The following is a 24,814-nucleotide window of genomic DNA, read 5'->3' as shown; positions in this document are numbered from 1 at the left end:
TACAGGGTCGAACCACTTCGCACCACCCGCTCCGGCAGTGTTCTGCAATTCGTCTACACGTATTGTGTGTCCCCTGTGGAAGGCATTTAGGCAGGATCAAACGGCAAGATCAATGGCCAATTTTACGCAATATTAAGCCGCAACCGTTGACTCCGAAGCCGCAATTTGACTCAGACGGCGGCCTCCGGCGAAGAATCTGTTACGAATCAATGGCTTTCTGTTGGAGGCCGTTTTCAGGGGCACGCGAATCGCAAAGAATAATAATTTTCTTGACTCGCAGCGCGCCTCAATTGCCCCCACCGAAGGCGGCGATCCTGCCGCCATCCTCCCACAAGCGTTTGTTTTTATTAGCTTTATTGTGTCACACGGACAACAATGCCGAAGCTTTGCGCGTTAACCATAACGGCGACAAAAAGGCAAAGAAAAAGCCCGGCGAAACCGCCGAGCTCTCTTAAAAACGCATAGCTTGTCGCAAATATCAGGCGGACAGCGCCTTCACGCGGCTCGCGAGTCGCGACACCTTGCGGGACGCCGTATTGGCGTGGAGCACGCCCTTGGTGGCGGCGCGCATCAGTTCCGGCTGGGCTGCCTTCAGGGCGGCGGCGGCGGCGGTTGCATCACCGGAGGCGATCGCCTCTTCCACCTTGCGTACGAAGGTGCGGACGCGCGAGCGGCGAGACTTGTTGATTGCAGTGCGGCGAGCGATCTTGCGGGTCGCCTTTTTCGCCGAAGTCGTATTGGCCATGGATGCCTCTCTTCAGAAACCGGACACGAACTCCGCCTTCGCCGTGCCGGGTCACTGCGACCTGTCATCCAAGCAATTCGGGAGCAATCTCGGAAAACCTTGATGAGGCTTTCCAAACTGTGGCCGGCGTATAGCGGGAATTGCGGGGCCCGTCAACGCGGAATGTGAAGAATCCGGCAGCGAAATCCGGCGCGAACGATTCAGAATGCGGGGCTTTGCCCCTGCCGCCCCGGGATGCGCCTGGTTCTCATGGCTCAAGAATTGCCGAGTGCGCTTCAGGTGATGAATTCGCCTTATCCGCGTGCCGCACCCGCCCTGCGGGGAACCCTCCGCCTCCGCTTTGACGGCAAGCCGGGCCCACCCGTTCTTGCGTGGCGATCCACGCCCCTACTTCTGGCAGACCGTGCACTGGAACGTCGAACGGCCGGCCTGGACGATGCGGCCGATGGTACCGCGGCAGCCTGGCGTGCGGCAGGCCTCCCCTTCCCGATCGTAGACGGAAAACGAATGCTGGAAATAGCCGAGCGAGCCGTCGGCGCGGATGTGGTCGCGCAGGGTCGAACCGCCCGCCTCGATTGCCTCGGCGATCACAGCGCGGATTGCCTCCGTCAGCGCCAGAAGCTCCTTGCGCGGCTTGCCCGCCGCCGTCACCAGGCTACCCGCCGGCCGCTCCGGGGCAAGGTGCGCCCGCCACAACGCCTCGCACACATAGATGTTGCCGAGCCCGGCGATCGTCTTCTGGTCGAGCAGCGCCGTCTTGAGAGGCTGGCTCTTGCCGCGGAAGCGTGCCGCCAGATAGGCGGCATCGAGCGCGTTGCCGGTCGGCTCCTCGCCGAGGTCGCGCAGATAGGGATGGTCGGCCAGCGCCTCGCGCCGGGCCAGGTCCATAAAGCCGAAGCGACGCGGATCGTTATAGATGACACGCTTGCGCCCGCCTTCCGTGTCGAGATGCAGGACCACATGGTCGTGCCGCTCGTCCTTGCCTCGCGGGTGGTGGAAATCGCCGGGCACCTCCGCCGCCGTGCCGTCAACGACGCGGAAAGAGCCGGACATGCCGAGATGGGCGATGACGACGTCGCCGCCTTCGAGGTCGATCAGCAGGTATTTCGCACGCCGCCCGAGCGACAGCACCTTCTGCCCGCACAGCAGTTCGGCGAAACGGGCGGGAAAGGGAAAGCGCAGGTCGGGCCGGCGGAGCTCGGCCCGGGCGATCACCGCCCCCTCCATCACCGGTGCCAGGCCGCGCCTGACCGTTTCCACTTCCGGCAGTTCCGGCATTGCCAACTCCTTGGGAGATTTAACCGTGCGGCGCATTTGCCGCGGCTGCGCAATTCCCTATCGCCGATCTTTATCCTATATACCAGCGCGACGATGCCGCAGCCCGAAACGGGCCTTTCGCGGCAATCCCGGCACCCGGTCCGTTCGGCCGAGGCGCCCCAGGTGGAGACAGGCATGAGCGATCGGGAACGAACCGCGGCGGATGGCGGCATGGAAACCTCCTACGGCTTCCGCCAGGTGGCAGCCGGCGAAAAGCAGGCGCTCGTCAACGACGTCTTCCACAAGGTCGCCAAGCGCTACGACATCATGAATGACATCATGTCCGCCGGCCTGCACCGGGCCTGGAAGGACGCGATGATCGCCGCCCTCAACCCGCGCAAGGAGCCCGCCTACCGGGTGCTCGACGTTGCCGGCGGCACCGGCGATATCGCCTTTCGCATCGTCGAGGCGTCGGATCGGCAGGCGCATGCCACCGTGCTCGACATCAACGGCTCGATGCTCTCGGTCGGGGCCGACCGCGCTGCCAAGAAGCGGCTTTCGGCCAATCTCGACTTCGTTGAGGCCAATGCCGAGGAACTGCCATTCGAGGCCAACTCCTTCGACGCCTACACGATCGCCTTCGGCATACGCAACGTGCCGCGCATCGACGTCGCCCTGTCGGAGGCCTATCGTGTCCTGAAGCGCGGCGGCCGCCTGCTCGTGCTGGAGTTTTCCGAAGTCGAAGTTCCGCTGCTGGACCGCTTCTATGACGCCTGGTCGTTCAAGGCGATCCCGCAGTTCGGCAAGATGGTCACCGGCGAGGCCGAGCCCTACCAGTATCTGGTCGAATCCATTCGCAAGTTCCCCGACCAGCAGGATTTTGCCACGATGATCCGCACCGCCGGCTTTTCGCGCGTCAGCTTCACCAACTATACCGGCGGCATCGCGGCGCTGCATTCCGGCTGGAAGCTCTGAGGCATGCGGCATCGATCCGAGACATCGTCCGCTACACCCAGCTCTCTCGACGACCGCGGCGCGTCCGTCCGGGCGTGCAGTGGCCTTTCCGGCTCCGGTGAGCGCGCATGACCACGCCTGCCGCCTACTTCCGCCTTGTTCGCGTCGGCTGGGTGCTGGTGCGCGAGGGCGTCGTCTCGACGCTGCCGGTCCAGGAGATGCCGCCGTCGGCCCGTTTCCTCAGCAAGGTCGCCGGCCTCTTCGCCCGCCGCCGCTCCGCCAAGGAGGATCGCAGTGCCAGGCTTGCGCACGCCATCGAGCGGCTCGGGCCTTCCTACGTCAAGATGGGCCAGTTCCTCGCTACCCGCCCGGACGTCGTCGGCGTCGCCATCGCCGACGACCTGTCGGCACTGCAGGACCGCATGGCGACCTTCCCGATGGCCGAAGCCGTGGCCACGGTCGAGGCCTCGCTCGGTCGCACCGTCTCCGACCTCTATGTGAAGTTCGGCGAACCGATCGCCGCGGCCTCGATCGCCCAGGTGCACCCGGCTATCGTCCGCGATGCCGCCGGCGAGCGCCGCGTGGCCGTCAAGGTGATCCGCCCCGGCGTCCGCCAGCGCTTCGCCCACGACATCCAGGCGATGTATGCCGCCTCGCACCTGCAGGAGCGCTTCCTGCCGCAGACACGACGGCTGAAGCCGGTCGAGGTGACCCGCACCCTCGAGCAGACCACTCGCGTCGAGATGGACCTGCGCCTGGAAGCCGCCGCCATCTCCGAGCTCGCCGAGAATACCAAGGACGATCCCGGCTTTCGCGTACCGAAGGTCGACTGGGAGCGCACCGGCCGTGACGTCGTCACCATGGAGTGGATCGACGGCATCAAGATGTCCGACCTCCACGGCCTGCGCGCCGCCGGCCACGACCTCGACAAGCTCGCCGACACGCTGATCCAGTCGTTCCTGCGCCACACGCTGCGTGACGGCTTCTTCCACGCCGACATGCACCAGGGCAACCTGTTCGTCGACCCGCAAGGCCATATCGTCGCCGTCGACATGGGCATCGTCGGACGCCTCGGCAAGAAGGAGCGCCGCTTCCTCGCCGAAATCCTCTACGGCTTCATCAGCCGCGACTACGAGCGCGTGGCGAGCGTCCATTTCGAGGCGGGTTACGTGCCCTCGCACCACGACGTGGCGAGCTTCGCGCAGGCGATCCGCGCGATCGGCGAGCCGATTCACGGCCAGCCGGCCGAGACGATCTCGATGGCGAAGCTCCTGACGCTGCTCTTCGAGGTCACCGAACTCTTCGACATGGAGACGCGCACCGAACTCGTCATGCTGCAGAAGACGATGGTCGTCGTCGAGGGCGTGGCGCGGACGCTGAACCCGCGCTTCAACATGTGGAAGGCGGCGGAGCCGGTCGTCGGCGGCTGGATCCGCGACAATCTTGGTCCGAAGCGCATTCTCGCCGACCTGAAGGACGGCGCGCACGCCGCCCTTCGCCTCGCCGAAGCCGTCCCGGAGATCGCCGCGAAGACGGAAAAGTTCTCCCGCGACCTTACCGCCATGGCCGAACATGGGCTACGCTTCGACGCGGCCACGGCCGAGGCGATCGGCCGCTCCGAGGCCCGGCATGGTCGATGGGGACGGGTGGCGCTATGGGTGATCGCCGCGGCCCTCGTCTACATCGCCGCTGTGGTAAGCTAGAGATCTTCCCGGTTCGGCCGTTCTCTGCCGAAATGACAGTTGCAACCGAAAAACGAGATCATGGAATTGGACTTGCGCCTGGCCGTTGCGCGGCCGATTTTGCGGTAAAAACCGAAACTTTTCTAACGAATGCAGCAACGGATCAGCAATAAACGACGTGTATATTAGCCTCACACAATGAATGTGGGGGCCAGCGATGCGCGGTATTCTTGCAAAGAAGGTTCGGCGTCTTGTCGCCGATGAAAGCGGTAACTTCGGCATTTTAACGGCGCTCGTGCTCGTGCCGCTGTTTGCCGTCACCTCCATCGCCCTGAACCTGAGCAAGGCAACGGAGCAGTCGGGCAGGATGCAGGCCGCTCTCGATGCGGCGGCCATCGCAGCCGTCAAATCGTATGGCGAGGGCGAAGGCCAGGCCAAGGCCATCGAAAAGGCCAACGCTGTCTTCCTTGCAAATTTCGGCCGGTCATCGACCGTGGAGGCGCCCGCGGCCGCCGGCGCCGCTGCCGACGGAAGCACAAAGCTCGTGGTTGCCTTTTCCAAGATCAACGACGACCCGGCCGCCACAGCCAGCTATTCGCTCCAGTACGATCCGATCTTCTGGGGCCTCAGCCCATACACGATCGCCCGCAACAGCGTTGCAGCCCGCATTCCCGGCATCGAGGCCTGCATCCTCGCGCTGCATCCGACGGCCAGCCGCGCGATCGAAGTCGGCGGCAGCGCCGTGGTCGATACATCCAACTGTACGATCACGTCGAACTCCCGGGACACGCAATCGATCTATCTCGGCGGCTCCGCCAAATTGAAGGCCGAGTGCCTGTACGCAGTCGGCAAGATCTCGGCGACGCTTGCCAACCTCGAGCTTGCCTGCGGCAGGGGGCAGGAGGACGCTGCCCCGACCCCGGATCCGTTCAAGTACAAAAAGATGCCGACGGCCGGAAGCTGGGTGAGCCTGGCCGGCTGCGGCACCGGTTTCGTTGGCGGCGGCGGTGGCAACGGGGACTGCAACGGTACCGGCAAGACGCCGAACAAGGTGGCCGACAGCTATGCCGTCACCCTGAAGCCCGGCACCTATCGCGACCTGGAGATCAAGGGGAAGGTGTCGCTGCAGCCCGGAAACTACATCATCGACGGCGGCACAATGAAGTTCGCAAGCCAATCCGTGGTCACGGGCGAAGGCGTGACGTTCTTCCTGCTGAACGGAGCCGAACTCGACCTGCACGGCGGCTCGACCTTCAAAATCACCGCGGCGACGACCGGCGAATGGGCGGGCTTCTCGATTGTCGCGGATCGAAACAACACCGCGCGGGCCGTCATCAACGGCAACACAAACTCGTCGCTGACCGGCATCATCTATATGCCGGCCTCGAAGGAGATCCAGTTTTCCGGCAACGGCAAGACGGGCGGTGAATGCGTTCGCATCGTGGCGCAGGAGATCACCATGATCGGCAACGCCGGCTTCAAGCTGGATTGCAAGACGGAGCTGGCCAACAATACCATCAACAATCCGGGGGCGATCCGGCTCGTCAAGTAGCAGCGCTGGCCCAGCGGGTGGAAACCGAGCCCGGCGTCCCGCACGCAGTTCCTTCAATCGGCCGGCCGCGCCCGTCGCCGGCCGGCTTCCGGTCCGCCAAAAATCCGCCCCAATGTGCAAACCCACTGCACCTGGGGCCACTTGTACCGATGATTCGATTATTCGGAGGAACATTTCATGCGTAAAATCGGCAATTTCGCCCTGACGGCCTGCGTGTCCGCGGCCCTCGCCGCGGCGCCGTTCGGCATCGACATCAAAGATTTATCAACGCTTTCCGCCTCGTCCGCCTTCGCCAAGGATGGCAACGGTGGTGGTGGCGGGAACGGCGGCGGCAATGGCGGCGGCGGCAATGGCAAGGGCGGCGGTAACGGCAAGGCCGGCGGCAATGGCGCTGGCCACGGTGGCGGCAAGAGCGGCGATAGGGCCACCGGCAAGGGTGCGGCCGCCGGTCACGGCAAGTCCGGAACCGCCGGTGCAAGAGCTGACACAAAGCAGAAGAAGGATCCGATCGCCAGCGCCTTTGGCAAGCTCTTCGGCAAGGATGACGAGACCAAGCAGAAGCCGAGGTCGACCGCGGAGCACAAATCCAAGCCGGCAGGGAAGACGGCCCAAACGGCAAAGCTGAAGGCGAAGACCGAAGTCGCGAAGCTGAAGACGGTTCCGGCAGCACCTACCGCGGCAAAGCTCGGCAGCCTGAACTCACTCAACCGCAACTATCACGCTTATATGAACTCCAAGAGCCCGCGCATGGCCGCCGTGCGTGCCTATGTCATGGCCTATGCGGCCTTCGAGCTTGAAAACGGCGTCGGTGCCGTGCCGACCGATCCGGCTCTCAGTGACGAGGCGCTGAGCGCCGCCCTGCTTGCGGCCGCCAACAAGAACATCAACACGGCACAGCCCGGTGAAATGGCGGCGGTTGATCCTGAGGTAATGGCGTGGGCGAAGGACGTCCTCGGCGTCGGCCCGGCCGTAGGCAAGATCGATCAGGTGCGCGATGAACTGGCGGCTCGGCAGCCGACGGACGTGGTCGACCAGCCGACCGAACCGGAGCCCGAGCAGCCGACGGATGTCGTCGACCAGCCCACCGAACCGGAGACCGAGCAGCCGACGGACGTCGTCGATCAGCCGATCCAACCGGAGCCTCAGCCCGAACAGACGGCTGCGGTCGAATAAGACCGGTGGGGCCGATGATCCTGCCCGGAAGACCTGAGACAGCAGTTCATCGGCTCATCTGCGACGCTCGCCGTTCGCTTTAACAGGAAGGTTGACGTGCTTTTCCCGCGCCGGCCTTCGGTCAACCAGCCCCGATCCGGCCGCGCCCCGGCGATGGTGCGGCGCAGCCACGATCGCGACGGCCGGCGCGCTTGACCCGAAAGCGGCAAGGCATAGACATGGATGAGCGAGCGCACACCGATCGATCCGCCCCGCTGATGGAGGTGCTGCGCCGGCGACTGCGAAGCCTCTACTACGGCAGCCATCCGGCCGCGCTCGCCTTCCAGTTCGCCATGATGATGGTCGATCTCGCCATCATCGCCTTCTTCCTGATCGGCCCCTACCTGCGCGCCGGCCAGGCCTATCTTGTCGTCGACTATGTCGTCGCCGTCATCATTGCCTGCGAACTCGTGGCGCGCATGCTGGTGGCGCCGACGTTGCGCTACTGGCTCGGCCGGCCGATGACGTGGGTGGACCTTGCCATCCTCGGCACCCTGCTCTTTCCGAACCAGCTCGCCAACTTCGCTTTCCTCCGCGCGCTGCGCATCTGGGCGATCAGCCATAGCCGGCTTTTCTCGCTGATCCTCAGGCGCCGGGGCCTTGTCGAATACGAGGACACGATCCAGGCCTGCATCAACTTCCTGGTCTTCCTGTTCCTCGTCACCGGCTTTGTCTACTCGACCTTCTTCTATGCCGAGAATGTCAGCGGCTTTGTCGACGCGCTCTATTTCACCGTCGCCACTGTGACGACCACCGGCTTCGGCGACATCACGCTCCCGGGCACGCTCGGCAAGCTGACCTCGATCGTCACCATGATCATCGGCATCTCGCTGTTCGTGCGGCTGGCGCAGACGATCGTCCGACCGCACAAGGTCATCTTCCAATGCCCGCAATGCGGGCTGCGCCGCCACGACGCCGATGCGGTGCATTGCAAGGCCTGCGGCCTCCTGCTGAACATTCCCGACGAGGGGACGTGATGGGTCTGCCCCAGGCCAACCGCGGAATTTCATTCCGGTTTGCGCCGTTATGCGCTAGGAACCTCGAACCCCCGCCCGGCGGGGTCTGATCGCGACGGATGGGACCGGCTCATGACCTTGAAGGACAAGCGCATTCTTCTGATCGTCTCGGGCGGCATCGCCGCCTACAAGAGCCTCGACCTGATCCGTCGGCTGCGCGAGCGCGGCACCACCGTGATCCCGATCATGACCGCCGGCGCCCAGCAGTTCGTCACCCCGCTTGCAGTCGGCGCACTGTCGTCCGGCCACGTCTTCACCGACCTCTTTTCGCGTGAGGACGAGCAGGACGTCGGCCATATCCGCCTGGCGCGCGACTGCGATCTCGTGCTCGTGGCCCCTGCCACTGCCGACCTAATGGCGAAGATGGCGAACGGCCTTGCCGACGACCTCGCCTCCACCGTGCTGCTCGCCACCGACCGGCCGGTGCTGGTCGCGCCGGCGATGAACCCGAAGATGTGGGCGCATGCTGCCACGCGACGCAACGCCGGCACACTCGCCGGCGACGGGGTTCGCTTCGTCGGGCCGAATGCCGGCGAGATGGCCGAAGGCGGCGAGGCCGGTCTCGGACGCATGGCCGAGCCGCTGGAGATCGTCGCCGCAATCGAGAACCTTCTGGACGAAGGGCCCAAGCCGCTTGCCGGCCGGCGTGCGATCGTCACCTCCGGCCCCACACACGAGCCGATCGACCCGGTGCGCTACATCGCCAACCGCTCCTCGGGCCGGCAGGGCCACGCGATCGCCGCGGCGCTGGCCCGGCTCGGCGCGGACGTCACGCTGGTTTCCGGCCCGGTCGAGATCGCTGATCCGGCCGGCGTACGCACCATCCATGTCGAGCGGGCCGAAGAGATGCTGGACGGCGTCCTTGCGGCGCTGCCGGCCGACATCGCGGTGATGGTCGCGGCCGTCGCCGACTGGCGGGTGGCGACCGCAGGCGGGCAGAAGATCAAGAAGAAACCCGGCGAGGCGCCGCCGCCCCTGCAACTGGCCGAGAACCCCGACATTCTGAAGACGATCGGCCACCATGCGCAGCGCCCGAAGCTCGTCGTCGGCTTCGCCGCCGAGACGCAGGAGGTGGAGGCGAACGCGCGCGAGAAGCTGAAGCGGAAGGGCGCCGACCTGATCGTCGCCAACGACGTCTCGCCGAAAACCGGCATCATGGGCGGCAGCCGCAACAGCGTCAGTATCGTCAGCAAGGACGGCGTCGACGCCTGGCCGGACCTGGACAAGAACGAGGTGGCAGCGCGCCTGGCGGCGCTGATCGCCGAGCGGCTCGGTCCGTAAGAGCGGCACCGCTCCATGGTCTGGGATATCCGGGCTTCCGGCAACTGCGCGGTGTCAGCTGACGATGGCGGCGAGTTCCGGGTCCTTGGCGACACAATGGCCGTGAGGCGCGAAGAGCCGCACGTCGATACCGTCGGCGCCGACCACGACGGCGCTGCCGTCGGGAACTTCCACCCAGGCTTCGGTGTCGTCGTTCAACGGCTCGGAGACCAGGCAATAGCCGCCCGCCCCGCCCATCGGCGCCGCATAGAGCGTCGGGGCCAGATCGTCGGTGGAGTAGCGCACGGCGTAGAGCGTGCGGCCGTCTGAAAAGGCCGCGGTAAAGCGCACCAGCACCCTGCACCCCAGACGCTGCGCTAGCTGCTCGACGACCGAGATCGCCTCGGCCATGGCGGCGAGCGGGTCGCGGGCGAGTCCGAACTGCCGGGCGAGCAGAAACAGCAGCTCCGAATCCGTCGCCCCGGTGCGGGCGGCATAAAGCTCATCGTCGAGCATCATCTCCAGCGGACGGCGGAGGTGCTCGAAATCGGCGACCTGGCCATTGTGCATGAAGGACCAGACGCCGTGGACGAAGGGATGGCAGTTGTCGCGCCGGGTGCCACCGCCGGTGGCGGCCCGCACATGCGCGAGAAACAGCGGCGAGCGGATCTGCCGGGCGATGCTCTTCAGGTTGCAGTCCGACCAGGCTGGCAGGATGTCGCGGTAGCGCCCCGGCTCCGGTCGCTCCCCGTACCAGGCGATGCCGAAGCCGTCGCCGTTCGTCGCCGTCTTCGCCCGCGTCGCGCAGTGGGACTGTTCGATCAGCGAATGCGCCGGCGAGGAGACCAGCTCCTCGAGATAGATCGGTTCACCGCGATAGGCTGCCCATCGGCACATTGGCTGGACCCGCTTTCTGCCAGCCTGTCGCCGGCCCTGAACGAATGCATCGACCCCGCTCCCACCAGAATCAGCGAAAAAGGGTAATAATGTGTTAACGAAAGTAAACGCCGCCGAGCCGCCTGCACCACTATGGTCCGGATGCCTGGTCCGTGCGGTGCAGGCGTTTTCATGAACACTGCGTTTCGATCGGCGATGTTTTCAACCTTCGGCTGGACAACCTATATTTCGAGGCACTGTGAACCCCTCTGAAAGGACCTTGCATGTCCATACGCCCCGTCAAGCATGAAAGCATCGCCCGCCCGGCCATGGAGGGAGCCGGCGTGAAACTGCACCGCGTCTTCGGCTTCGGCGATCCGTCCATGACCGATCCCTTCCTGATGATGGACGACTTCCGCAACGACGACCCCGCCGACTACATCCGCGGCTTCCCCTGGCACCCCCATCGCGGCATCGAGACGATTACCTATGTGCTGGCAGGCACGGTCGAGCACGGCGACAGCCTTGGCAACCGCGGCACCATGGGCGCCGGCGACGTTCAGTGGATGACGGCCGGCAGCGGCATCCTGCATCAGGAGATGCCAAAGGGCGATTTCGCCGGCCGCATGCACGGCTTCCAGCTGTGGGCCAACCTGCCCTCGTCGCTGAAGATGACGGCGCCGCGCTATCAGGACATCAAGTCCGCCGATATCCCGGTCGTGGTCGACGACGACGGCACGGCGGTGCGCATAATCAGCGGTGGCTTCTGGGGCAAGCAGGGCCCGGTCGACGGCATCGCCGCCGAACCGGTCTATCTCGACGTCTCGGTGCCGCCCGGAAAGAAGAAGACCATTCCGGTCGACACCTACCGGTCCGCATTCGCCTACATTTTCGCAGGCTCCGGCACCTTCCGCGACGCCTCGAAGCCCTTCGGCGTCAAGGTCGAGAAGGAATTCCAGGGCGAGGAACTGAACATCCGCGATCTCTCCGGCAATAGGACGCTGGTGGTGTTCGATACCGGTGACAACGTCACCGTGCAGGCCAGCGAGAAAGGCATCCGCTTCCTGCTCGTCACCGGCAAGCCGATCCAGGAGCCGGTCGCCTGGCACGGGCCGATCGTGATGAACACCCGCGCGGAGCTGCAGCAGGCGATGGAAGAGCTGCGGAACGGCACCTTCATCAAACCGGCGCATTGACGCCTGGACGCATCGACCTACCTCCTGCCGGAGACGGCGGGAGGTACCGATGCACATAACCGGCCAGTGCCATTGCGGCTTTATCCGATATGAGGCGGAGATCGATCCGACGCGCGTTTCGATCTGCCACTGCACCGACTGCCAGCGGCTGACCGGTTCCGCCTATCGCGTGAGCACCACCGCCAGGACCGAGGACTTCCGGCTGACCGGCGGTGCGCCTTCGATCTATGTGAAGGTCGGCGACAGCGGCAACAGGAGCCTCCAGTATTTCTGCCCCAGATGCGGCTCCCCCTGCTATCGCACCGGCGAGGGCGAGGATGCCGAGGAGGTCGGGATCCGCGTCGGCACGATCGACCAGCGCCGGCAGCTCTCGCCGACCAAGCAGATCTGGTGTCGCTCGTCCCTTGCATGGGTTAACGATATCGGCCGGCTTCCCAGGCGAGACGAAGAATAGTGGAAGTGCATCGGTGTCCCGGTCTGAAGACCCGACTGGACAACCGAAAGCCGTGGGGCGTACATTAGATTTTTCTAATCTTCACGGGCTGGAGGGCGTCATGGCGAGCGTCAAATGGAAGCTGCAGGGACGTGAATTCATCCAGTGCAATTGCGACTATAGCTGTCCCTGCCAGTTCAACGGCCTTCCCTCGCACGGCAATTGCCAAGCGGCCGGGGTGATCGACATCGAGAGCGGCTTTCATGGGGATACCAGCCTGGACGGGCTGCGGATCGCAATGATCGCGACCTGGCCGGGCGCGATTCACGAGGGCCATGGCCAGTGCATTCCGATCATCGACGAGCGTGCCTCGCCGGAACAGCGCGATGCCTTGCTACGCATCATGAGCGGCCAGGACACCGAACCCGGTGCCACCTTCTTCGCCGTCTTTGCCACGACCTTCGACACGGTGCACGACCCGGTGTTTGCGCAGATCGACTTCGATGTCGACCTGGAGAAGCGGACGGCGCGGGTCAGCGTTCCAGGGTGGATCGACGCGCGGGGCGAGCCGATCCGCAATCCGGTAACCGGTGACGAGCACCGTGTTCGCGTCAACCTGCCGCAGGGATTCGAGTATGACACCTGCGAAGTCGGCCGCGGCTGGGCGGCAATCAAGGGCCCGCTGGCGCTGTCGCTCGCCGACAGCCACGCCCATTTCGCCCGCCTCCACATGACCGAAACCGGTGTCGTCCATTAGATGGTCCGGTGAGGCCATGGCGGTTTCAGCGCTCGACAGGATTCTCCGGCGAGACCGCGTCATCGTTGCGCTATCCCTTGCAGCGATCTCGGCGCTTGCGTGGCTCTACCTTCTCTCCCTGGCATCCTCAATGGGTGACGGCGGCATGCCGGTGACTGGCATGAACGACATGTCCGGCATGGAGGGTATGCAGGCCACGCCGGGGATGGACATGTCCGGCATGGCAGGGTCGACGGGAAGCCCGCCCGCCTGGAGCCCTGGCGACGCCGCGCTCGTGTTCACCATGTGGTTCGTCATGATGATCGGGATGATGCTGCCCTCGGCCGCACCGATGCTCCTGCTTTATGCCCGGGTCGGCCGGCACGCCGCCGCGCAGGGTGCGCCGTTCGCGGCGACCGGCGTGTTCGGCGCCGGCTATCTTGCGGTCTGGTTCGGCTTCTCGGTGACGGCGACGCTGGCCCAGTTCCTGCTCGATCGGGCGCTACTGCTGACGCCGATGATGGAAAGCAGCAGCACCATCCTCAACGGTTCATTGCTCATCATCGCCGGCCTTTACCAATGGACGCCGCTCAAGCACGCATGCCTGAGCAAGTGCCGAGCGCCGGTGGCCTTCCTGCATGCGGCCGGCGGTTTCCGGCGCGATCCGGCCGGCGCGCTTGCCATGGGCGTGCAGCATGGCGCCTATTGCCTCGGCTGCTGCTGGCCGCTGATGCTGCTTCTGTTCGTCGGCGGGGTGATGAACATTCTCTGGATCGCCGCCATCGCGATCCTGGTGCTCGCCGAAAAGGTCGTGCCGGGCGGCGACCGCATCGGGCGGATCGCCGGCGCGCTTCTCGTCGGCGTCGGCGCCTGGTTCATCTTCAGAGGGCTTCAGTGAGGCCTCGAGCTCACGCCGCCTTGGCGACGTGGTACTCCTTGATCGCCACCATCTTGATCGCCGGATAGCGTTCATGCTCGTAGCGCAGCGAAAACGCATCCTGCGCCATGAACACCGGGTCGCCGTCGAGGTCGCGGGCGATATCGCCCCGCCGCGCGGTGACAAACTTTTCCAGATCCGCCGGATTGTCGGCGGAGATCCAGCGGCAGACCGAAAAGCGCGACATCTCGAATGAAACCGGCAGGCCGTATTCCTGCTGCAGGCGCTCCTTCAAGACGTCGAGCTGCAGGGCGCCGACGACACCGACGATCGCCGGCGAACCGTCCTCCGGCGAGAAGAGCTGGACGACGCCTTCTTCCGCCATCTGGTGCAGCGCTTCCTTCAGCTTCTTCGCCTTCATGGCGTCCTCGAGCCGGACGCGGCGCAGGATCTCCGGCGAGAAATTCGGAACGCCTTCAAAGACGAGCGCCTCGCCTTCGGTCAGCGTGTCGCCGATGCGCAAGGTGCCGTGGTTCGGAATGCCGACCACGTCGCCGGCATAGGCGGTATCGGCCAATTGCCGCTGCGAGGCGAAGAAGAACTGCGGCGCAGTGAGCCCGATCTGCTTGCCGGTGCGCGCCAATCGGGCCTTCATGCCGCGCTCCAGCTTGCCGGAGCAGACGCGGGCAAACGCGATTCGGTCGCGGTGGTTCGGGTCCATGTTCGCCTGGATCTTGAAGACGAACGCCGTCATCTTGTCTTCCGCCGCATGAACGGTCCGGATATCCGCCACCTGGTCGCGCGGCGGCGGCGCGTAGGCCCCGAGCGCATTGATGAGGTCGCGGACGCCGAGGTTGCGCAGGGCCGAGCCGAAGAACACCGGCGTCAGGTGGCCTTCGAGGAAGGCCTTCTTGTCGAACGGCTTGCAGGCCTCGATCGCCAGCGTCAACTCTTCGACAAAGGCTTCGCGCTCGTTCTCGGGCAGGCGATGCGACGCCATTTCGGGATCGTTGACCTTGGTCAGCCGCTCCTGCGTGTCGGCGCCGCGCACCTCGTTGGTGGCTAGGTGATAGGAGCCGCAGAAGGTTTTGGCGCGGCCGATCGGCCAGGTGACGGGCGCGCAGTCCAGCGCCAGCTTCTCCTCGACCTCGTCGAGAATCTCGAAGGGATCGCGGCTCTCGCGGTCCATCTTGTTGATGAAGGTGATGATCGGGATGTCGCGCATGCGGCACACCTCGAACAGCTTCAAGGTCCGCGGCTCGATGCCCTTGGCGGCGTCGATGACCATGACGGCCGCGTCGACCGCCGTCAGCGTCCGATAGGTGTCGTCGGCGAAGTCTTCGTGACCGGGCGTGTCGAGAATGTTGAAGACATTGCCTTCGTATTCGAAGGTCATCACCGAGGTGACGACCGAAATGCCGCGCTCGCGCTCGATCTTCATCCAGTCCGAACGCGTCTGGATGCGATCCTTCTTGGCCTTGACCTCACCGGCGAGCTGGATCGCACCGCCGAACAGGAGCAGCTTTTCGGTGAGCGTTGTCTTACCCGCGTCCGGGTGCGCAATAATAGCGAATGTGCGGCGGCGGGAGACCGCCTCGGCGAGACTTTCGGCCATGCGTGTGAAAATCCTGTTGATCGCGGGCTATGTAACGGTTCCGTGGAAAACTTTCAATTCGCGTTTCGTGCCGTTGACCCGGCGGGCCACCGATCCGCAAATGAGGGATGAACATGCGAAACGATCCCCATCCGACCCTGAAACTCGTCCGCCTGCCGCATGCCACCGGCCTCGAACTGCCCGCCTATAAGACCGCTGGCGCAGCCGGCATGGACCTGCGCGCGGCCATCGGCGAAGGCGAGCGCCTGGTGATCCGGCCGGGCAAGCGGGCGCTGGTGCCGACCGGCTTCGTCTTTGAAATCCCCGAGGGATACGAAGGACAGGTGCGGCCGCGCTCCGGGCTTGCCTTCAAGCACGGCATCACCTGCCTCAACACGCCCGGTACGATCGACAGCGACTATCGCGGCGAGGTGCAGGTTCTGCTGGTCAATCTCGGCGACGAAAAGTTCGTCGTCGAGCGCGGCATGCGCATTGCGCAGATGGTGATCGCACCCGTGGTGCAGGCGGCGGTGCGGGAGGCGGACATCGCCGGCGGCACCGGTCGCGGTGCCGGTGGCTTCGGTTCGACCGGCGTGCAATGAGCGACCGCAGCGGACTTGTCTACCGGGAGGACTTTCTCGGCGATCCCGCGGCATGGGCAGCGCTCAAGGATCTGCTCGAGGACGTGTTTGGCATCGATCTCGGCCCCCTCGACCGGCTGGGCGGCCCCGACCCGAGCAGCCTGCCATCGGCCTATTTCGACGCGGCCGGGCGCTGCGTCGCCAACTTCACCGCCTTTTCGATGCCGCTCCTGATCAACGGGAGGACGGTCAAGGCCGCGGGCCTGCAATCGGGCGCAGTACGGACCGACTACCGCGGCCGCGGACTTTTCCGGGATCTCGTCCGTCGGACCGTCGAACGCTGCGATGCGCTCGGGTTCGAGGCGGTTGCGCTCTACACCGACAAGCCCGCCCTCTACGAGCCCCATGGCTTTGAGGTCGTGCCGCAGCACCGGTTTTCCGGCCCCGCGCCTATCGTTCCGACGGGATCGTCCCCGTCGATGCGGCGGCTCGACCTGCACGACGCGGCCGATCTTGCGCTGCTGCAGCGTCTGCTGCGCGCACGCTCGCCCGTCTCGCAGCATTTCGCCGTCTGCGGTCAAGCGACGATGTTTTTAATCAACGCGCTGTTTCTGGACGACCTCACACTGAGTTACCTGCCCGCGCAGGATGCCGTGATCGCCTGGCGTGCCGCGGACAATGGCCCCTTCGAACTGCTCGACGTTGTTGCAGCCGAGGTGCCGTCGCTCGTCACGATCCTGCAGGCGCTCGGCGTGCGCCCGGAAAGGGTGGAGGCGGCGTTTCCGCCCGACCGCCTGGACTGGAAGGGAGAAGCGGTGGCCGAAACCGTCGACCTGCAGTTCATGGTGCGCGGCAAGACCGGGCTCATGCCGTCGCGGCCTGGCCGGCTTTCGCCGATGGCCGAGTTCTGACGCCGGCCGGGATCGGTTGCCGCGCTAAGGGGACAGTCCCGGCAGACGCCTCTTCACGGGCGTGGCCTTCACCAGCGATGTGTTCGTCTGCGCCCGTTCGGCGATGCCGTCGAGCAGGGTATCGAGCTCCTCCATCGAGCGCAGGTAGAGCCTGACAACGAAACAGTCGTCGCCGGTGACCTTGTCACACTCGACGCACTGCGGCATTTCCTGGATCAACCGCTCGACAATGTGCAACTGGCCGGGCAGCGGTCGCACCCTGACGATCGCCTGCAGCGAATAACCGATGTGCTGCGGATTGACGTCGATGGTAAAAGCGTCGATGACGCCGCGCTCCTCCAGCTTGCGCAGCCGTTCGGCCACGCTCGGCGACGACAGCTCCGTTGTAGCGGCCAGCTCCTTGAGGGACAGGCGCGCGTTCTCCGCCAGCATCGACAAAAGGCGTCGATCAATCTCATCGAGAATCATATTTCAGCTCCCTTTGCCTTAAAAAATTAGGCAAACTTAGCATATCTCCTAAATAATGCCATTGAGATCCTTGGCATGGGCCAGTACTCTCCGCGCCTGGCTCGAAGGAGGCCCCTCATGGACAAAACAACCCGGACCGGCGTGGTCGAAATGATCGCGGCGATGCTGATTTCCGGAACGATCGGCTGGTTCGTGCTGGTCTCGGGCCAGCCGGCGCTGAACGTGGTGTTCTGGCGGTGTGTGATCGGCACGGTCGCCCTTGCGGTCATCTGCGGAATGCTCGGGCTGCTGCGCTCCGGCCTGCTCACCCGTAAGCGCTTTGCTCTCGCCGTCCTCGGCGGCATCGCGATCGTCGCCAACTGGCTGCTGCTGTTCGGCGCCTACCCGCTGGCCTCGATCTCGATCGCCACCACCGTCTACAATACCCAGCCGTTCATGCTGCTGGCACTCGGCGCGCTGTTCTTCAAGGAGGAGGTCACGGCAGCCAAGCTGTTCTGGCTGGGAATGTCCTTTGCCGGGATGGTCGCCATCGTGCAGGCGAAGCCCGCCGGCGGTCTCGGCGGCGCCGACTATGCACTTGGTATCGCGTTTTCGCTCGGCGCGGCCTTCTTCTACGCCCTGGCCGCCATCGCCGCCAAGGGGCTGAAGGGCACGCCGCCGCACCTGATCGCCCTGATCCAGGTCGCCACCGGCGTCGTGATGCTGCTGCCGTTCGCCGATTTTTCGGACCTGCCGTCCACTCCGGCCGCCTGGTCGAGCCTTGCGACGCTCGGCACCGTCCATACGGGGCTGATGTATGTGCTGCTCTACGGGGCAATCCAGAAGCTGCCGACCCATCTGACCGGCGCGCTGTCCTTCATCTATCCCGTCGCGGCAATCCTTGTCGACCGCATCGCCTTCGGCCACGCCCTTCAGCCGATGCAGGTCGTCGGCTCCGCCGTGATCCTGATCGCCGCGATGGGCATGAACCTCGGCTGGTCGCCGATGCGCATGCTGCGCCGCAACGCCAGCTAGCCTCGAAACCCCGGCCCGAGCGGCCCAGATACACCGGCCGCTTCGCCCGGCGCCGGGCCGCCCCGGGAGCAATCGCCTACTTGGACTGTCGCGTCGCCTCGAACAGGAACCAGGTGCGGCGCTCGGCCTCGTCGATCCAGTTTTCGATCAGGCTGGCGGTCGCAACGTCGTTGTGCTCGTCGCACAGGTCATGGGTCTCCCGCAGGATCGAGATCAGGTGCCGGTTGTCCTCGCGAAGTTCCGCCAGCATGTCCTGAGGGGTGACGTAATCGGCATCATTGTCGGGAATGCGCTGCAGGCGGGCGATATGGCCGATCGAGCGCAGCGTCGTGCCGCCGATCTTGCGGGCGCGCTCGGCGATGTCGTCGGTGGTGGCAAATATCTGCTGGGCCTGCTCATCGAGGAGCAGGTGATAGTCCCGGAAGTGCGGCCCCGAAGCGTGCCAATGGAAGTTCTTGGTCTTCATGTAGAGCGCGAACGTGTCGGCCAGCAACGCCCTCAAGGCGGCGGAAATGTCGGTGATCGCGTTCGAGCCGAGGTCAGAAGGGGTCGTCAGGGGCGCACGCTTGTGCTTTTCGACGGGATTCGGGGACATGCGTTCTCTCCTTGGCAAGGCGGAAAGCCCGGTGGCCGCCATCCGGGCGGACGACCATCCCGGGCTTGCCGATGCCTGAATGGGGCGGCCGGCGTTTGCCCGCGGATGACGAAACGAAAGTTAGAGCGCCCCGCCCGATCTTCAACAATCTCTCTGCCAGGTTGTCCGGGCGGCTCCCGCCGATGAAGCACCGGAGCGCCGCAGAACGACAGTGTGGAGACCGCTTGAAAGCGATACGGCTGTGGCGTAGACAACCTCAAAACGCGAGACCTTCCATGACCCTTGCCGCATTGCTTGCCTATTGCGGGGCGCTCTTCATCGCCGCGGCGATCCCCGGGCCGGGGATTACCGCTCTCGTCGCGCGGGCGCTCGGCACGGGGTTCCGCGAAGCCTTCTTCATGGGCCTGGGCCTCATCCTCGGTGACATCGTCTATCTGACCGCGGTCATCCTCGGACTGGCCTTTATAGCGCAGACCTTCACCACCGCGTTCATGATAATCAAGATCGCAGGCGCCCTCTACCTCGTCTATGTCGCCGGCAAGCTCTGGACGACCGGATTGGTGGCGCAGGAGGTCGAATCGCGGCGGCCCTCCGGCAACATGATGTCACTTCTCTCCGGCCTTCTGGTGACGCTCGGCAACCCGAAGGTGATGCTGTTCTACGTCGCGCTGGTGCCGACCTTGATCGATCTCAGCGCCATCGGGCTTGACGAGTACGGGCTGCTGCTCGGTACGACCTTTGTCGTGCTGCTGACGGTGCTGATGCCCTATATGGCGCTGGCCTCGCGGGCCCGCGTTCTTCTGAAGAAGCCGACCGCGCTGCGCACCCTGAACCGCCTTGCCGCCGGCATACTCGCCAGCACCGCGGCCTATATCGCGATCCGCGCCGCGTGAAATAAAGATTTGCCGGCAAGCGGATCGGCAAGCGAATTTTCCACTCGCGGAGCAATCCATGGGTGAATCGGCACTGGCATCCGCACGCCCGAGAACCTATTCTGCCGACACTGTAGACTAGGGAGCTCGATATGTCTGAACCCCGCAAGCCCGGCCGCGGCCGCGTGTATGCCTCCATCACCGAAACCATCGGCGACACCCCGATCGTGCGGCTCGACAAGCTGGCGAAGGAGAAGGACGTCAAGGCAAACCTGCTGGCCAAGCTGGAATTTTTCAATCCGATCGCCTCGGTCAAGGACCGCATCGGCGTGGCGATGATCGCGGCGCTCGAGGCGCAGGGCAAAATCATCCCCGGCAAGTCGACGCTGGTGGAGCCGACCTCGGGCAATACCGGCATTGCACTTGCCTTCGCCGCGGCGGCGAAGGGCTACCGGCTGATCCTGACCATGCCCGAAACCATGTCGGTCGAACGCCGCAAGATGCTGGCGCTGCTCGGCGCGGAGCTGGTCCTGACCGAGGGCCCGAAGGGCATGAAGGGGGCGATCGCCAAGGCCGAGGAACTGGCGGCGACGATCCCCGACGCGGTCATCCCGCAGCAGTTCGAAAACCCGGCCAATCCGGAAATCCACCGCAAGACGACCGCGGAGGAGATCTGGAATGACACCGACGGGCAGGTGGACATCCTCGTCTCGGGCATCGGCACCGGCGGCACGATCACCGGCGTCGGCCAGGTGCTGAAGGCGCGCAAGCCGGGCTTCAAGGTGGTTGCCGTCGAGCCGGCCGACAGCCCGGTCCTGTCCGGCGGCAATCCCGGCCCGCACAAGATCCAGGGCATCGGCGCCGGCTTTGCGCCGGCGATCCTCGATACGGAGATCTATGACGAGGTCGTCACCATCACCAACGACGAGGCTTTCGACACAGCCCGGCTGGTGGCGCGGCTCGAGGGTGTGCCGGTCGGCATTTCCGCCGGCGCGGCGCTGGCGGCGGCGATCAAGGTTGGCCGCCGGCCGGAGAGCGAAGGCAAGAACATCGTCGTGATCATCCCCTCCTTCGCCGAGCGCTACCTTTCGACCGCCCTCTTCGAGGGACTGGTCAGCTAGCATCTTCGAGCCTCCGAGGCGGCCGTTCGCGCGGCCGCCGGATCCGGAGCCCCTGCCCGGTGATCGGGCATCGAAAGCGGCGCAGGCGCGCCAGGGGCCGTGAAGCCGCCTGAGCCCCCCTCAGGCCGCCGCCATCAGCCGCTCTCCGGCGATGCGATAGGATATCGCTTCGGCCACGTGGATGCGGCCGACCGTGTCCTTGCCGTCCAGGTCGGCGAGCGTGCGGGCGACCTTCAGGATACGATGATAGCCGCGGGCGGAAAAACGCATCTTCTCGGCCGCGTCGCGCAGCAATTGCAGCCCGCCCGGATCAGGCTCGACGATGTGCTCGATCAGTGCGGTCGAGGCACGGGCGTTGGTCGCAACCTGCGGGCTGCCCAGGACGTGGAACCGGTCACGCTGGGCTTCGCGGGCGCGGGCCACCCGCGCCGCCACGGCAGCGCTCGGCTCGGCCTGCATCGGGCGGATCAGGTCGGCGGCCGACACCGCAGGCACGTCGATGCGGATGTCGATACGATCCATGAGCGGTCCCGAGATCCTGCCCTGATAGTCGGAAGCGCAGCGCGGGCCGCGGGCGCAGACCTGGCCGGGCTCTCCCGCCATGCCGCAGCGGCACGGGTTCATGGCGGCGATCAGCTGGATGGCCGCCGGATAGCTGACGCGGTGGTTGGCCCGGGCAATCACGCACTCGCCGGTCTCCAGCGGCTGGCGAAGCGCGTCGAGCACCGGCGGCGAGAACTCGGGGAGTTCGTCGAGGAACAGGACGCCGTGGTGGGCAAGCGAGGCCTCGCCGGGGCGGGCGCGCAGGCCGCCGCCGACAAGCGCGGCCATCGTCGCCGAGTGGTGTGGGGCCCGGAAGGGGCGCCGGTCGGACAGCCTGCCGCCCGAAAGCTGGCCGGCGACCGAATGGATCATCGAGACTTCAAGCAGCTCGGCCGGCGACAGCGGCGGCAGGATCGACGGCAAGCGGGCCGCCAGCATCGATTTGCCCGAGCCGGGCGGGCCGACCATCAGAAGATTGTGGCCGCCGGCGGCGGCAACCTCTAGCGCCCGCTTGGCGCTCTCCTGCCCCTTGATGTCGGCAAGATCCGGCAGGCTCGTCGGCGCGGCCCGGATGGCGGGGGCGGGGCGCGTCAGCACCTGGGTGCCGCGAAAGTGATTGGCAAGCGCGATCAGGCTGCGCGGCGCCAGGATATCGAGATCCGCGCCGGCCCAGGCCGCCTCGGCGCCGCTGTCGGCCGGGCAGATGAGCCCCTTGCCGAGCGCATTGGCGCCGATCGCCGCCGGCAGGGCACCGGCGATTGCCGCGATCGTGCCGTCGAGATTGAGCTCGCCGATGACGACATATCCCCCGAGCGCATCGGCGGGAATGGCGCCGAGCGCCGCCATCAGGCCGAGCGCGATCGGAAGGTCGAAGTGACTGCCCTCCTTGGGCAGGTCGGCCGGCGCGAGGTTGACCGTGACCCGCTTGGCGGGGAGCGAAAGACCGGAGGCATGCAGCGCCGCCTGGACGCGCTCGCGGCTTTCAGCGACGGCCTTGTCCGGAAGCCCGACGATCTGCATGCCGATCTTGCCGGGGGCAACCATCACCTGGACCTCGACGGGCACGCCGTCGATCCCCTGAAACGCCACCGTGCTCACCCGTGCCACCATGAAACGTCCCCCCAACGGCCTCATGCCGCTGAACCAACCGATCGATATCCAATTCGGCCGCAGCACTCCGGGGCGCCTTCTGTCGCCCCACACAACCCATCCTATAGTTGCGGTTGACAATCTTGCACGAAACACGGAATGTAACAAGAACAATTAACGAACAAACGCGCGATTAATTCCCGCAGAGGCTGTACCAGGTTGCAAGCCCGGAACAGACAGGCGGCGGCGACCTGTTGGGCCTCCGACAGATTACGGTATGGATTGAAGGCGGTCGCCACATCGCACGTCGCCGGCGAACATGCGATCCGGCCGACGGCTTACGGACCGGCTCGTGATGACGCCCGGGCATCCGGCAAGCGTTCGCCGCTGGCGCGTTCCGCCCCACGGTTCAAACCGCAGAAGGCAACTGGGATCGATCAGCAGGGTTGGAGGCGTCCGCAGCCGGCAGGCGCGGTGGTGGTGTCGCCCCGACCGCAGAAAAACCGTACTCGCGGCTTGCGAATGAGAAACGGCAGGTCGCGTGACAACGGATGCACGCGACCTGCTGCAAGTTCTTGTTCAAGTCTTGCCCGAAACGGCTGACACCCTCGGGAGACCTGAACCAGCCGTCACCGCTTACGCTCGATCGCGTCCCACAGCAGGCTTGCGACATCGGCGCCGCCGAATTTTTTCACTTCGCGAATGCCGGTCGGCGAGGTCACGTTGATCTCGGTCATATAGTCGCCGATGACGTCGATGCCGACGAACAGGAAGCCGCGTTCGCGCAACGACGGGCCGATGCGCTTGCAGATCTCGATTTCGCGGGCCGTCAGCTCGGTCGCCTCGGGGCGGCCACCGGCATGCATGTTGGAGCGGGCGTCATGCTCGGCGGGGACGCGGTTGATCGCGCCGACCGGCTCGCCGTCGACGAGCAGGATGCGCTTGTCACCCTTGCGCACCTCCGGCAGGTAGGCCTGCGCGATGAAGGGCTCGCGGAACATCTGGCCGAACATTTCCAGAAGCGAGGACAGATTGCGGTCGTCGCGGGTCGAGTGAAACACGCCGGCGCCGCCATTGCCGTAGAGCGGCTTGAGGATGATGTCGCCCAGTTCCTCGCGGAAGCGGCGAATCTCGGTCGGGTCGCGGGTGATCAGCGTCGACGGCATGAGGTCGGCGAATTCGGTGACGAAGATCTTCTCCGGCGAGTTGCGAACCCAGGCGGGGTCGTTCACCACCAGGGTCTTCGGATGGATGCGCTCCAGAAGATGGGTGGAGGTGATGTAGGCCATGTCGAAGGGTGGATCCTGGCGCAGCAGCACCACGTCCATGGTCGACAGGTCGATCCGCTCCGGCTCGCCCAGTTCATAATGGTCACCATGGACGTCGCGCAGCCGCATCGGCTCGACCGTTGCGAAGACCTTGCCGTCGCGCAGGCTGAGCTTGTCCGGCGTATAGTGGAAGAGCTGGTAGCCGCGGTTCTGCGCCTCAAGGCTCATGGCGAAGGTGGAATCGCCGCCGATGTTGATGGAGGACACGTGATCCATCTGGACCGCGACGTTCTTGATGTTTGCCATGGAATGATCCTCAGGAATTGCCGCCCACATTTAGGCGCGCGATGCGGTAAACGCAACGGTCGGTTAGGGGCAGACATGGCCAGATTTGCCCCCGCGCCTCTTGCGTCTCCGAGGTCAGGCGGCCAGACCGCCGCCGGCGCTGCCGGGACGCATCATGGCACGCAGGCGAAGGGCCATTGCCACCGGTGCGGGGTACTGCTTGCGGCAGAAGGCGATCTTGCGGACGTAGTCGTCCACCCGCCACGTCGCCCAGGTCCTGCCGGCGAAATAGGCGATATCGCCGGCACGCAGCGTCCGTTCGCTGCCGTCCTCGGCCGTGACGTGCACCTCGCCCTCCAGGATCATCACTGTCTCGTCCCAGCCGAAATGCCAGCGGAAGGTGCCGGCCGTGCAGTCCCAGACCGCCGTGGTCGACTGGTCGTCGTGACCGCGCGAATGCAGCGCCAGCCGCGCCCGCGGTTCGCCCGCGACGATCCAGGCGGGCTCGATCGGCGCGTCGACCATTTCCATCTCGCCAATCGAAGCCGCGATCAGCGGCGGCGGCAGCGCCGTGCGCACCGGCAACGTCCTCGCCGCCATGCCGATCGCGCTCGCAAGCATCAGTTTCCAGGCCATGAACTTCCCCTTCGGATCGAGGCGAGGATCATAGCGGCGGA

At 65.3% G+C, this 24,814-nt stretch carries 24 protein-coding genes; 15 read left to right on the top strand and 9 right to left on the bottom strand.

The window, feature by feature from the left end; genetic code table 11:
• Window positions 1-478 precede the first annotated feature (478 nt).
• Together rpsT and mutM are read right to left on the bottom strand one after the other, a co-directional pair.
• Window positions 479-745: a 30S ribosomal protein S20 gene (gene rpsT, locus C7449_RS05500; RefSeq protein ID WP_108001773.1), complete on the bottom strand. Its 267-nt coding sequence runs from the start codon at window positions 743-745 to the stop codon at window positions 479-481.
• Window positions 746-1,132: 387 nt separating this feature from the next.
• Window positions 1,133-2,023 (bottom strand): bifunctional DNA-formamidopyrimidine glycosylase/DNA-(apurinic or apyrimidinic site) lyase, encoded by an 891-nt coding sequence (mutM, locus tag C7449_RS05495; protein WP_108001772.1) that lies wholly within the window; start codon window positions 2,021-2,023, stop codon window positions 1,133-1,135.
• 174 nt (window positions 2,024-2,197) lie between these two features.
• Between mutM and ubiE the strand changes: the two genes are divergently transcribed.
• The 6 genes from ubiE to coaBC all read left to right on the top strand — a co-directional run bounded on the left by ubiE (window position 2,198) and on the right by coaBC (window position 9,699).
• Entirely contained in the window at window positions 2,198-2,977 is a 780-nt protein-coding gene (ubiE, locus tag C7449_RS05490; RefSeq protein WP_108002070.1) for a bifunctional demethylmenaquinone methyltransferase/2-methoxy-6-polyprenyl-1,4-benzoquinol methylase UbiE, read from the top strand.
• 107 nt (window positions 2,978-3,084) lie between these two features.
• Window positions 3,085-4,659 carry a 2-polyprenylphenol 6-hydroxylase gene (ubiB, locus tag C7449_RS05485; protein ID WP_108001771.1) on the top strand — a complete coding sequence of 525 codons (1,575 nt, stop codon included), beginning with the start codon at window positions 3,085-3,087 and terminating at the stop codon, window positions 4,657-4,659.
• Window positions 4,660-4,855: 196 nt separating this feature from the next.
• Complete coding sequence (locus C7449_RS05480; RefSeq protein ID WP_108001770.1) at window positions 4,856-6,190, top strand: pilus assembly protein TadG-related protein; 1,335 nt, start codon at window positions 4,856-4,858, stop codon at window positions 6,188-6,190.
• A gap of 177 nt (window positions 6,191-6,367) precedes the next feature.
• On the top strand, window positions 6,368-7,363 hold the full coding sequence (locus C7449_RS21730) for a hypothetical protein (protein WP_170115803.1): 996 nt from the start codon (window positions 6,368-6,370) through the stop codon (window positions 7,361-7,363).
• 218 nt (window positions 7,364-7,581) lie between these two features.
• On the top strand, window positions 7,582-8,379 hold the full coding sequence (locus C7449_RS05460) for a potassium channel family protein (RefSeq protein ID WP_374828152.1): 798 nt from the start codon (window positions 7,582-7,584) through the stop codon (window positions 8,377-8,379).
• Window positions 8,380-8,490: 111 nt separating this feature from the next.
• Complete coding sequence (gene coaBC, locus C7449_RS05455; protein ID WP_108001767.1) at window positions 8,491-9,699, top strand: bifunctional phosphopantothenoylcysteine decarboxylase/phosphopantothenate--cysteine ligase CoaBC; 1,209 nt, start codon at window positions 8,491-8,493, stop codon at window positions 9,697-9,699.
• A gap of 54 nt (window positions 9,700-9,753) precedes the next feature.
• Here coaBC and C7449_RS05450 read toward each other — a convergent pair whose 3' ends face one another.
• Entirely contained in the window at window positions 9,754-10,575 is an 822-nt protein-coding gene (locus C7449_RS05450) for a class II glutamine amidotransferase (protein ID WP_108001766.1), read from the bottom strand.
• Window positions 10,576-10,838: 263 nt separating this feature from the next.
• Between C7449_RS05450 and C7449_RS05445 the strand changes: the two genes are divergently transcribed.
• The 4 genes from C7449_RS05445 to C7449_RS05430 all read left to right on the top strand — a co-directional run bounded on the left by C7449_RS05445 (window position 10,839) and on the right by C7449_RS05430 (window position 13,817).
• Window positions 10,839-11,750 carry a pirin family protein gene (locus C7449_RS05445; protein WP_108001765.1) on the top strand — a complete coding sequence of 304 codons (912 nt, stop codon included), beginning with the start codon at window positions 10,839-10,841 and terminating at the stop codon, window positions 11,748-11,750.
• A 49-nt stretch (window positions 11,751-11,799) separates the two neighbouring features.
• Window positions 11,800-12,204 carry a GFA family protein gene (locus tag C7449_RS05440; RefSeq protein ID WP_108001764.1) on the top strand — a complete coding sequence of 135 codons (405 nt, stop codon included), beginning with the start codon at window positions 11,800-11,802 and terminating at the stop codon, window positions 12,202-12,204.
• A 100-nt stretch (window positions 12,205-12,304) separates the two neighbouring features.
• Entirely contained in the window at window positions 12,305-12,940 is a 636-nt protein-coding gene (locus C7449_RS05435) for a DUF1326 domain-containing protein (protein WP_108001763.1), read from the top strand.
• Window positions 12,941-12,956: 16 nt separating this feature from the next.
• Complete coding sequence (locus C7449_RS05430; protein ID WP_108001762.1) at window positions 12,957-13,817, top strand: DUF2182 domain-containing protein; 861 nt, start codon at window positions 12,957-12,959, stop codon at window positions 13,815-13,817.
• 10 nt (window positions 13,818-13,827) lie between these two features.
• Here C7449_RS05430 and C7449_RS05425 read toward each other — a convergent pair whose 3' ends face one another.
• Window positions 13,828-15,411 (bottom strand): peptide chain release factor 3, encoded by a 1,584-nt coding sequence (locus C7449_RS05425; protein WP_108001761.1) that lies wholly within the window; start codon window positions 15,409-15,411, stop codon window positions 13,828-13,830.
• 107 nt (window positions 15,412-15,518) lie between these two features.
• On the opposite strand from C7449_RS05425, the gene dut reads away from it, so the two are divergent.
• Window positions 15,519-15,992 (top strand): dUTP diphosphatase, encoded by a 474-nt coding sequence (dut, locus tag C7449_RS05420; RefSeq protein WP_108001760.1) that lies wholly within the window; start codon window positions 15,519-15,521, stop codon window positions 15,990-15,992.
• Window positions 15,989-16,882 (top strand): GNAT family N-acetyltransferase, encoded by an 894-nt coding sequence (locus C7449_RS05415; RefSeq protein WP_108001759.1) that lies wholly within the window; start codon window positions 15,989-15,991, stop codon window positions 16,880-16,882. The genes dut and C7449_RS05415 overlap by 4 nt, the downstream gene beginning before the upstream one ends.
• 24 nt (window positions 16,883-16,906) lie before the next feature.
• On the opposite strand, the gene C7449_RS05410 is transcribed toward C7449_RS05415, so the two are convergent.
• Window positions 16,907-17,347: an Lrp/AsnC family transcriptional regulator gene (locus C7449_RS05410; protein WP_170115815.1), complete on the bottom strand. Its 441-nt coding sequence runs from the start codon at window positions 17,345-17,347 to the stop codon at window positions 16,907-16,909.
• Between the two features lie 120 nt (window positions 17,348-17,467).
• Between C7449_RS05410 and C7449_RS05405 the strand changes: the two genes are divergently transcribed.
• Window positions 17,468-18,364 carry a DMT family transporter gene (locus tag C7449_RS05405; RefSeq protein WP_108001757.1) on the top strand — a complete coding sequence of 299 codons (897 nt, stop codon included), beginning with the start codon at window positions 17,468-17,470 and terminating at the stop codon, window positions 18,362-18,364.
• A gap of 76 nt (window positions 18,365-18,440) precedes the next feature.
• On the opposite strand, the gene C7449_RS05400 is transcribed toward C7449_RS05405, so the two are convergent.
• On the bottom strand, window positions 18,441-18,959 hold the full coding sequence (locus C7449_RS05400) for a Dps family protein (RefSeq protein WP_108001756.1): 519 nt from the start codon (window positions 18,957-18,959) through the stop codon (window positions 18,441-18,443).
• Window positions 18,960-19,234: 275 nt separating this feature from the next.
• Between C7449_RS05400 and C7449_RS05395 the strand changes: the two genes are divergently transcribed.
• Together C7449_RS05395 and cysK are read left to right on the top strand one after the other, a co-directional pair.
• Window positions 19,235-19,852 (top strand): LysE family translocator, encoded by a 618-nt coding sequence (locus tag C7449_RS05395; RefSeq protein WP_108001755.1) that lies wholly within the window; start codon window positions 19,235-19,237, stop codon window positions 19,850-19,852.
• 131 nt (window positions 19,853-19,983) lie between these two features.
• A complete protein-coding gene (cysK, locus tag C7449_RS05390) occupies window positions 19,984-20,952 on the top strand; it encodes a cysteine synthase A (protein ID WP_108001754.1) in 969 nt (322 codons plus the stop codon).
• 120 nt (window positions 20,953-21,072) lie between these two features.
• Here cysK and C7449_RS05385 read toward each other — a convergent pair whose 3' ends face one another.
• The 3 genes from C7449_RS05385 to C7449_RS05375 form a co-directional block, all read right to left on the bottom strand.
• A complete protein-coding gene (locus C7449_RS05385) occupies window positions 21,073-22,605 on the bottom strand; it encodes a YifB family Mg chelatase-like AAA ATPase (RefSeq protein WP_108001753.1) in 1,533 nt (510 codons plus the stop codon).
• Between the two features lie 608 nt (window positions 22,606-23,213).
• The gene (gene gshB / locus C7449_RS05380; protein WP_108001752.1) at window positions 23,214-24,158 is read right to left on the bottom strand and encodes a glutathione synthase; all 945 of its coding nucleotides are present in this window, start codon (window positions 24,156-24,158) and stop codon (window positions 23,214-23,216) included.
• A 114-nt stretch (window positions 24,159-24,272) separates the two neighbouring features.
• Window positions 24,273-24,773, bottom strand: a complete 501-nt coding sequence (locus tag C7449_RS05375) for a cupin domain-containing protein (protein WP_108001751.1) — start codon at window positions 24,771-24,773, stop codon at window positions 24,273-24,275.
• Window positions 24,774-24,814: the final 41 nt, after the last annotated feature.

The organism is Mycoplana dimorpha, assembly GCF_003046475.1.
Taxonomy (GTDB): domain Bacteria; phylum Pseudomonadota; class Alphaproteobacteria; order Rhizobiales; family Rhizobiaceae; genus Mycoplana; species Mycoplana dimorpha.
Note: the sequence above shows the minus strand (reverse complement) of the source record. Positions and strands in the feature narration are given on the sequence as shown.